Source organism: Streptomyces sp. 8L (assembly GCF_020176795.1).
Lineage (GTDB): Bacteria > Actinomycetota > Actinomycetes > Streptomycetales > Streptomycetaceae > Streptomyces.
On sequence record NZ_JAIUKE010000209.1, the window covers coordinates 1 to 9,042 of the forward strand.

Genomic DNA, 9,042 nt, shown 5'->3' on the forward strand with positions numbered 1-9,042 from the left:
CCGGCGACCCGCGCCCCCCCCACAGGCGCCCGCGCGGGCCGCCCCGCGAGGCCCTCCCCGCGCATCCCGCCCGCCCCGTCGACCAGCAGCAGGCCGAGCCGGTCCGGGCGCGCACCCGCCGCGAGCGACGCCGCGAGGGCCCGCAGCAGCTCCGTACGGCCGCTGCCCGAAGGGCCCTCGATCAGCAGATGCGGCCCCTCCCCGCCCAGATCGGCGGCGCCCGGGCCGCGCGGACCCGCGCCGAGCACCGCCACACACGCCTCCCGCGGCCCGTCGGCCGCCTGCGCCCACCGTGCCAGCAGCGACGCGGGCGTCGCACGGGCCAGCCCCAGCTCGTCCAGCAGCCGCGCCGTGCGCGGCAGCGCCGTGGCGGGGCCGGGGGCCCCCCCCCGGCCCCGCCCCCCCCCCCGGGGGGCCCCCCCCCCCCCGCCCCCCCCCCCGCCCCCGCCCCCCCGCGCCCCGCCCCCCGCCCCCCCCGCCCCCGGGGGCCCCCCGGGGGCCCCCCCGGTTTGAGCCCCCCGCGCGTAAGCCGGGCCGGCCCCCCCCCCCGCCCCCGCCGGGGGCGGGGGGGGGCGCCCCCCCCGCGGCCCCCCCCCCCCGCGGGGGGGGCCCGCGCCGTCGCGGGCCGGGGGCCCGCCGCCGGGACCGTCGTACGCAGCGGTGCGAGCGCCCGGCCGAAGCGCTCCGCCCAGGCGGCGGACACCGCGTCCACCACGGCGACCGTGCCCCTGCCCTCGCCGACCCGCCGACCGGGCGCCGTACGCAGCAGGCGCAGCGCGCCCGCGACGTCACCGCTCAGCAGCGCGACCGCACCGCACTCGCGAAACGGCAGCGACGCCAGGCACGCCATGTCGTACGTCGCCGTGACCGACGACACGGCGGAGGCCGCCGGAGCCTCCGCGAGGCACAGCACATGGACCCCGGCCGAGGGGCCCGCGTGGGCGAGGCGCGCCGTCGTCTCGCGCAGCGCGGCCGAACCGGGGTCGCCGTCCACGACGAGCAGGGTGCGCGGCCCGGTGTGCCGCCGCGCGGCCTCCTCGACCGCGGCGGACTCCGCCGACGCCCAGCCCGCGCCGAGCGGGCCCTCGTCCAGCCGGCGGCTCAGCTCGGCGGTCCGCGCCACCGCCTGCTCCCGGTCGAACGCGAGGAGCAGCCGGCAGTCCTGGCCGTGCCCGGGGCGGGTGTGCGGCAGCCAGCCGAGCCAGCCCCAGTCCCTGCGGCGCTCCTCGACGGGCAGCGCGCGGTCCGTCGTGACGAGCACGATCTCCAGCTCCGACGGGGCGTGCAGCGCGGCGAGCTGCGCCACCACCGAGCGGGCGAGCCCGATGAGGCGGGCGCGGGGCCCGGCGAGGCCGAGCGAGCCGACGTCCTTCAGGCCGGCCGTCACCGGCACCGGCGGCCCGGGCCTGTCCGCCGTGCCGAGCCGCACCACGAGCGCCTCCCGGTGGTCCGGGCCGCGCTCCCACAGGCGCCGCCCGGGACCGAGCGCGGTGAGCAGCAGCTCGGCCGCGTCCGGCCACGTCCCGTCGGCAGGCGCCCGCCCCGCGGCGGGCTCGCCGGCCCGCTGCACCGGCACCCCGATATGCGTTTCGCCACGCGTGGCGCCCCGGCGGCGCGCCCACGCGCCGAGCCCGCGCCGCCTGCCCGGGTGGGCCTGCGCCTCGTCGTCCTCGTCCGCCGCGCTCCTGTCGTGCGCGAGAGCGCCGTCGCCGCCGCGCGGCCCGTAACCGGCCGGGTCCTGGCTGCCGCCGGGCCCGTAGCCTGCCGGGTCCCGCCCGTCGTGGGGCTCGTGACCAGACGCGTCCCGTCCGTCGCGGGGCCTTTGGCCCGCCCTGTCCCGGCCGCCGCCCGGCCCGTACTCCGAAGGGTCCTGGCCGCGCTGCTCCGGGACGTACGGCTCGGGGCGGCCCGCGGGCTCGGCGCCCCGCGCGTGCGGGACGGCGCCGTACGCGCCGGGCCGCGCGCCCGGGCCCGTACCACCGGCGAAGTCTCCCGGCGCCGGAGCTCCGGCCCGGCGGTCGGGCGGGGGCGCGTACGGGCCGCCGTCCGGCGCGCCCCGAAGCGGCCCGCCGGGCTGCTCCCACGCGGCGTCCGCGGTCCCGCCCGCGGGTCCCGTAGCCGGGGCCAGCCGCAGATGGCCCTCGCCGTCCGGGGTGGTGGCCGCGGCCGGCTCCCGGGTGCCGGGCGCGAGCATCAGCGTCGACTCGCCGATGCGCAGCGCGACCCCCCGGGGCAGCGGAAGGGGCACGGCGCCGACCGGCGCGCCCTCCAGCGTCGTGCCGTTCGTCGAGCCGAGGTCCGCCACCGCGACCGTGCCGTCAGGGGCGAGCGTCACCGCGCAGTGCAGCCGCGACACGTCCGGGTCGTCCAGCGGCACATCCGCGTCGGCCGAGCGGCCGATCACGACGCGGCCGCCGTGCAGCAGGTGCACCCCGCCCGCGTCGGGCCCCGCGACCACCCTGAGCTGCGCGGCCGCCTCCTGCACCGGTGCCTCGTCGTCCGCGGACGCGCCGAGCGTCAGCACGGCCCCGTCGACCAGCGGCGGCGCGCCGAGCACCGCGCGCTGCGCGTCCAGCCGCTCGCGGCCCGCGTACAGCACGGTCGTGCCCGGCGTGTCGGGGCCGAGGGCGGCCGCCGCGAGGCCGGACGCCACCGCCGCGAGCGCCGCGCCGGCCGGAGCCGTGACCAGTACGTCGCAGCTCGCGCGCCCCGGCGCGAGGACGGTCAGCCGGATCTGCATCGCCGTCAGGGGTCCCTTCTGCGCGGGGAGTCCGGCGGGTGTCACGCCCGTCCGGTAGGTGAAGGCATCCTCGCACCTACCGCTGACAACACGCCCGTGCCCCGGCCTCAAGTGATCTTGATTGGTCGGCTGTGCGTGCATAAATGCCTGCTTGGGACCGGGTGCCGCGCGCACGGGACCGCGCACCGGCAACCATCCGTGCAATGCTCGCGTCCTTTCCCGGACACGGCTCCGCCGCCGCGACCGCCCGGGGTCACCGGCGAGCACACTCCGTGACACATCCGGCGGCATTAAAGTGGGCCGGAGTCCCCAGGACACGGGACCATGCAGTGATCGCTATCAGCAGGGAGCACATGACGTGCGGCCGGTAGGCAGCAAGTACCTGCTCGAGGAACCGCTCGGACGCGGCGCCACGGGCACCGTGTGGCGGGCTTCGCAGCGGGAGACCGCCGGGGCCGAGGCCGCCGTGCCCGGCCAGCCCGGCGAGACGGTGGCCATCAAGGTGCTCAAGGAGGAGCTCGCCAACGACGCCGACGTCGTGATGCGCTTCCTCAGGGAGCGCTCCGTCCTGCTGAGACTCACCCACCCCAACATCGTGCGCACGCGCGACCTCGTCGTCGAGGGCGACCTGCTGGCCCTCGTGATGGACCTGGTCGAGGGCCCCGACCTGCACCGCTACCTCCGGGAGAACGGCCCGTTCACACCGGTCGGCACGGCGCTGCTGACCGCGCAGATCGCCGACGCGCTCGCCGCGAGCCACTCCCAGGGCGTCGTCCACCGGGACCTCAAGCCCGCCAACGTCCTCCTGAAGAACGACGGCGAGCGGCTGCACCCGATGCTCACCGACTTCGGCATCGCACGCCTCGCGGACTCGCCCGGGCTCACGCGGACCGCCGAGTTCGTCGGCACGCCCGCGTATGTCGCGCCCGAGTCCGCCGAGGGCCGGCCGCAGACGTCCGCCGTCGACATCTACGGCGCGGGCATCCTGCTGTACGAGCTGCTCACCGGGCGTCCGCCGTTCGCCGGCGCCACCTCGCTCGAAGTGCTCCAGAAGCACCTCACCGAGGAGCCCCGCAGGCCGACCACCGTGCCCGAGCCGCTCTGGACGGTCGTGGAGCGCTGCCTGCGCAAGGACCCCGACGAGCGGCCGAGCGCCGTCAACCTGGCGACCGCGCTGCGCACGGTGGCCTCCGGCATCGGCGTCCACTCGACGCCCGCCCAGGTCGACGCGGCGCTCGGGGTCGCCGCGCTGCTCATGCCCGACCCGGCCCCCACCGCCGTGCCCGAGACGCCGGGGGCGGCCGATCCGACCCAGGTCCTGCCGGCCGGCGGCAGCGCAGACCCGACGCAGGTGCTGCCCTCGGGCGGCGCCCCCGGTGTCGCGGGCGTCGCCGGGGTACCGGGCGCCCCCGGCGCCTACGACCCGGCCGCGGCGACCAATGTCATGCCCACCTCGGGTTCCGAGGGCGCGACCAATGTGATGCCCACCACGGGCCCCGACGGGCAGGACGGGCCGCAGGGACCGCATCCCTGGCAGAACCAGCTCCAGGCCGCGCGGGACCGCAACGAGCAGACCCAGGTCCAGCCCGTCGACCCGAACCTGGACCCGCTGCGCCACCGCCCGCACCGCCGCCAGCCGCAGCAGGGCCAGGGCGGACGTCCGCCGTACGGCGCCGCGCCCGCCCCGTATCCGCAGCAGTACGGGCAGCAGCCGCAGCGGCAGGCACCCGCGCCCCAGCAGTACCGGCCGCAGCCGCCGCCCCAGCAGTACGCCGCGCCTCCGCAGCAGTACGCGCCGCCCCCGCGGCCCCCCCCCGCCGCGCGCGAGCCGAGGGCGCCCCGGCAGCGCAGCGCCAACCCGATGCACATCCCCGGCCTCGGCTGCCTGAAGGGCTGCCTGGTCGTGCTCGTGGTGCTGTTCGTCGCGGGCTGGCTGGTGTGGGACCTGACGCCGCTCCAGAGCTGGATCGCGGACGGCAAGAGCTACTGGAGCGCGATCGGCGACGGCATCTCGAAGGTCAGCGGCTGGATCTCGGACCTGGGCGGCGGAGGCTCCGGCTCCGGCCAGTGACGCGCCGCGGTGGGCGGGCGCGCCCCCCGGGCCGCCCGCGCCGCCCGCGCCCGGCGCCCGGCCCCCCCGGGGCCGGGGGGGGGGGGGGGCCCCCCCCCCCGGGCCCCCCCCCCCCCCCCCCCCCCCCCCGCCCCGGGGGGGGCCCCCCGGGCCTTTTTTCGGTCGCGTCGTGCCCCCTTTCCAGCCGTATCGCGGCGACTCTGTAGCTATGTCGACTTCTGAGGGGTGATTTCGTCCCCGGAAGTGAAGGTTGCCGCCGTCCTGGGCACGGAACACCCCGAAAGCCGCGTACTTTGATGGTCGACCGAGGGGCAACGCCCGCCGCTGAGGGAGCAGTCTTGGCACGGAATATCGGCAGCCGGTACACCGCAACCCAGATCCTGGGCCGCGGCAGCGCCGGCACGGTGTGGCTCGGCGAGGGACCCGAGGGTCCCGTCGCCGTCAAACTGCTGCGCGACGACCTCGCGGCAGACCAGGAGCTGGTCGGACGCTTCGTCCAGGAGCGCACCGCCCTGCTCGGGCTCGACCATCCGCACGTGGTCGCGGTGCGCGACCTCGTCGTCGACGGCAACGACCTGGCACTCGTCATGCGCCTCGTCCGCGGCACCGACCTGCGCACCCGCCTCGACCGGGAGCGCCGCCTCGCGCCCGAGGCGGCCGTCGCGATCGTCGCCGACATCGCCGAGGGCCTCGCCGCCGCGCACGCCAAGGGCGTCGTCCACCGCGACGTCAAGCCGGAGAACATCCTGCTCGACATGGAGGGCCCGGCCGGCCCCGGCGGCGCGCACCCGGCGCTCATCACCGACTTCGGCGTCGCCAAGCTCATCGACACCCCGAGCCGCACCAAGACCACCCGCATCATCGGCACGCCCGACTACCTGGCGCCGGAGATCGTGGAGGGCCTGCCGCCGCGCGCCGCCGTCGACATCTACGCGCTCGCCACCGTCCTGTACGAGGTGCTCGCCGGCTTCACGCCCTTCGGTGGCGGCCACCCCGGCGCCGTCCTGCGCCGGCACGTCACCGAGACCGTCGTACCGCTGCCCGGCATCCCCGAGGAGCTGTGGCAGCTCCTCGTCCAGTGCCTCGCCAAGGCCCCCGCGTCCCGGCTGCGCGCCTCCGAGCTCGCCGCGCGGCTGCACGAGGTGCTGCCGCTGACCGCCGGAATCCCCCCGCTGGACGTGGACGAGCCGGGCACCGGGCCCGCGGAGGAGCCCCCCGAGCCCCCGGCGGCCCCGCGGGACGGCCCGGGCGACGACGGCGAACCCCGCAGGCGCGGCGCCGTGCCCCTGGTGCCTGGCTCGTCCCCCGACTCCAACCGGGACACCCACACCAGCATGCGGGTGCCCGCCCCCGACGAGCTCGCGGGCGGCGCGCGCGGCACGGCCCGCGCCCCGCGCGCGCCCGGCACGCCGCGCCCCGGCTCCGCCCGTCACCACAAGTCGGCCGTACGCAAGCGGCGGATCACGCTCGGTGTCGGCGCCGGTGTCCTCGTGGTCGCGCTCGGTGTCGGCGGCTGGCTCGCGACCGGGGGCGACGGCAGTCCCCAGGACTCGAAGCAGACCACCCAGCCCGCGCCCTGACCGGCCTCGCGCCGGCCGTACCGGCCGCCGTGTGCCGGGCCCCGGCGCACGGCCGGGAAGGGGCGGAGCGGCCAGCGGTTACGCTTGGACGCGTGGCAGTCGTGGATGTATCCGAAGAGTTGAAGTCCCTCTCATCGACCATGGAGTCGATCGAGGCCGTTCTGGACCTCGACAAGAAGAGGGCAGACATCGCTGTTCTTGAGGAGCAGGCCGCGGCGCCGTCCCTGTGGGACGACCCCGAGGCGGCGCAGAAGATCACCAGCCGGCTCTCCCATCTGCAGTCCGAGGTCCGCAGGACGGAGGCGCTGCGGGGGCGGATCGACGACCTCGAAGTGCTCTTCGAGCTCGCGGCCGACGAGGGCGACGCCGACGCGCGCGCCGAGGCCGAGGCGGAGCTCCAGTCCGTGCGCAAGGCGCTGGACGAGATGGAGGTCCGCACGCTGCTCTCCGGCGAGTACGACGAGCGCGAGGCCCTCGTCAATGTGCGCGCCGAGGCGGGGGGCGGCGACGCCGCCGACTTCGCCGAGCAGCTCCAGCGCATGTACCTGCGCTGGGCTGAGCGCCACGGCTACAGCACCGAGGTCTACGAGACCTCGTACGCGGAGGAGGCCGGCATCAAGTCGTCCACCTTCGTCGTGAAGAGCCCCTACGCCTACGGCACGCTCTCCGTGGAGCAGGGCACCCACCGCCTGGTGCGCATCTCGCCCTTCGACAACCAGGGCCGCCGCCAGACGTCGTTCGCCGGCGTCGAGGTGCTGCCCGTCGTCGAGCAGAGCGACCACGTCGAGATCGACGAGACCGAGCTGCGCGTCGACGTGTACCGCGCGTCGGGCCCCGGCGGCCAGGGCGTCAACACCACGGACTCCGCGGTCCGTATCACGCACATCCCGACCGGGATCGTCGTCTCCTGCCAGAACGAGCGCTCGCAGATCCAGAACAAGGCGAGCGCGATGAACGTCCTCCAGGCGAAGCTGCTCGAACGCCGCCGCCAGGAGGAGCAGGCGAAGATGGACGCGCTCAAGGGCGACGGCGGCAACTCCTGGGGAAACCAGATGCGTTCGTACGTCCTGCACCCGTACCAGATGGTCAAGGACCTGCGTACGGGCTACGAGGTGGGCAACCCGCAGGGCGTGCTCGACGGCGAGATCGACGGCTTCCTGGAAGCCGGAATCCGCTGGCGCAAGCAGCAGGAGAAGTAACTCTCCCGCTTTATCGACACGTGGGGAAAGCCGGATCAGGGAACTGTCGCAGGGGAAGCGGCAGTTCCCTTTCATGTCACAGTTATGTCTGGACGTCCCGGACAAGAGGCGCCTTAGCGGTCATCGTTCGCGCAACGCCCTTGACGCGTATATGGAAAGTCGTAAGGCTTGCGCCTGGCATGCGTATTTCTGGGACGCGTGTGGCCCGGGGATGTGCGAGAGCAGCGCACCCCCGCCGGCCGCCGCCCCGGACGCTGCGCCCATGACGACTGAATTACTTGGGGGTACCAGGCAGATGACCAAGAAGACGCGTGTCCGCGTGGCACGCATCGCCGCCGGCGCGGTGATCGTGGCCGGTGCGTCGCTGACGGCCGCGGGGGCCGCGCAGGCCGTCACCAACTCGAACGTCTCGGCGAATGACGTCCCGGGCGGCGACGGAGGGTCGACGACCGGCGGTCTCCTCGGCGGGGTCTCCGCCGGAGACGACAACGGCGGTACGTCCGACAACGGCGGCACCGGCGACAACGGCGGTACCGGTGACAATGGCGGCTCCGACGACGGCGGCACCGCGTCCGACGGTGGTGGCACCGGCGACAACGGCGGCTCCGGTGACAACGGTGGTGACGACTCCACCGGCGGTCTCCTCGGCGGTCTCCTCGGTGGTTCGTCCGACAACGGTGGCACCGGTGACAACGGTGGCTCCGGTGACAACGGTGGTTCGTCCGACAACGGCGGCACCGGTGACAACGGCGGCTCTGGCGACAACGGTGGTTCGTCCGACAACGGCGGCACCGGTGACAACGGCGGCTCTGGCGACAACGGTGGTTCGTCCGACAACGGCGGTACGGGCGACAACGGCGGCTCCGGTGACAACGGTGGTTCGTCCGACAACGGCGGCACCGGCGACAACGGCGGCACCGCCTCGACCGGCGGCAGCGGCTCCTCCACCGGCGGCAGCGGTACGGGCGGCTCCAGCGCGACCGGCGGCTCCGGCACCAGCGGTTCCTCCACGGGCGGCAGCGGTACGGGCGGCTCCAGCGCGACCGGCGGCTCCGGTTCCACCGGTTCCACGGGTGACGTCAGCACCTGCACCGTCGACCTCGACAACGTGAACTGCGCCGACAACACCAACCCGGACAGCGTCGGCAACCAGCCGGCCGAGCAGAGCGCCGGCAAGTCGCAGCTCGCGGAGACCGGAGCCGGGGACACGTCGTTCCTCATCCTGGGCGCCGCGACCATGATCGCCGGTGGCGTCGGGTTCCGTTTCCTGCCGCGTCTGGCGAGCCGGAACACCGCGGCCTGATCTTCACAGGGCCCGGCCCGTCCGGCGGGACCAGCACAGAGAGAAGGGGGGGGGGGGGGGGGGCCCGGGGGGCGGGGCGGGGGGCGGGGGGGGGGGGGGTGGGGGGTGGGGGGGGGGGGGTGGGGGGGGGGGGCGGGGGCGGGGCGGGG

General features: G+C 76.2%; 4 protein-coding genes and 1 pseudogene. 4 read left to right on the forward strand and 1 reads right to left on the reverse strand.

What is annotated here, in order from left to right; translation table 11 throughout:
• Positions 1–2,740: pseudogene (locus LCE31_RS41555) on the reverse strand (FHA domain-containing protein); the annotation flags it as partial.
• Positions 2,741–3,098: 358 nt separating this feature from the next.
• Between LCE31_RS41555 and LCE31_RS18735 the strand changes: the two are divergent.
• The 4 genes from LCE31_RS18735 to LCE31_RS18750 all read left to right on the forward strand — a co-directional run bounded on the left by LCE31_RS18735 (position 3,099) and on the right by LCE31_RS18750 (position 8,893).
• On the forward strand, positions 3,099–4,811 hold the full coding sequence (locus LCE31_RS18735) for a serine/threonine-protein kinase (RefSeq protein ID WP_225015623.1): 1,713 nt from the start codon (positions 3,099–3,101) through the stop codon (positions 4,809–4,811).
• A 338-nt stretch (positions 4,812–5,149) separates the two neighbouring features.
• Positions 5,150–6,391 carry a serine/threonine-protein kinase gene (locus LCE31_RS18740; protein ID WP_225015625.1) on the forward strand — a complete coding sequence of 414 codons (1,242 nt, stop codon included), beginning with the start codon at positions 5,150–5,152 and terminating at the stop codon, positions 6,389–6,391.
• A gap of 92 nt (positions 6,392–6,483) precedes the next feature.
• A complete protein-coding gene (prfB, locus tag LCE31_RS18745) occupies positions 6,484–7,590 on the forward strand; it encodes a peptide chain release factor 2 (RefSeq protein WP_225015627.1) in 1,107 nt (368 codons plus the stop codon).
• 295 nt (positions 7,591–7,885) lie between these two features.
• Positions 7,886–8,893 (forward strand): hypothetical protein, encoded by a 1,008-nt coding sequence (locus LCE31_RS18750; RefSeq protein WP_225015629.1) that lies wholly within the window; start codon positions 7,886–7,888, stop codon positions 8,891–8,893.
• Positions 8,894–9,042: the final 149 nt, after the last annotated feature.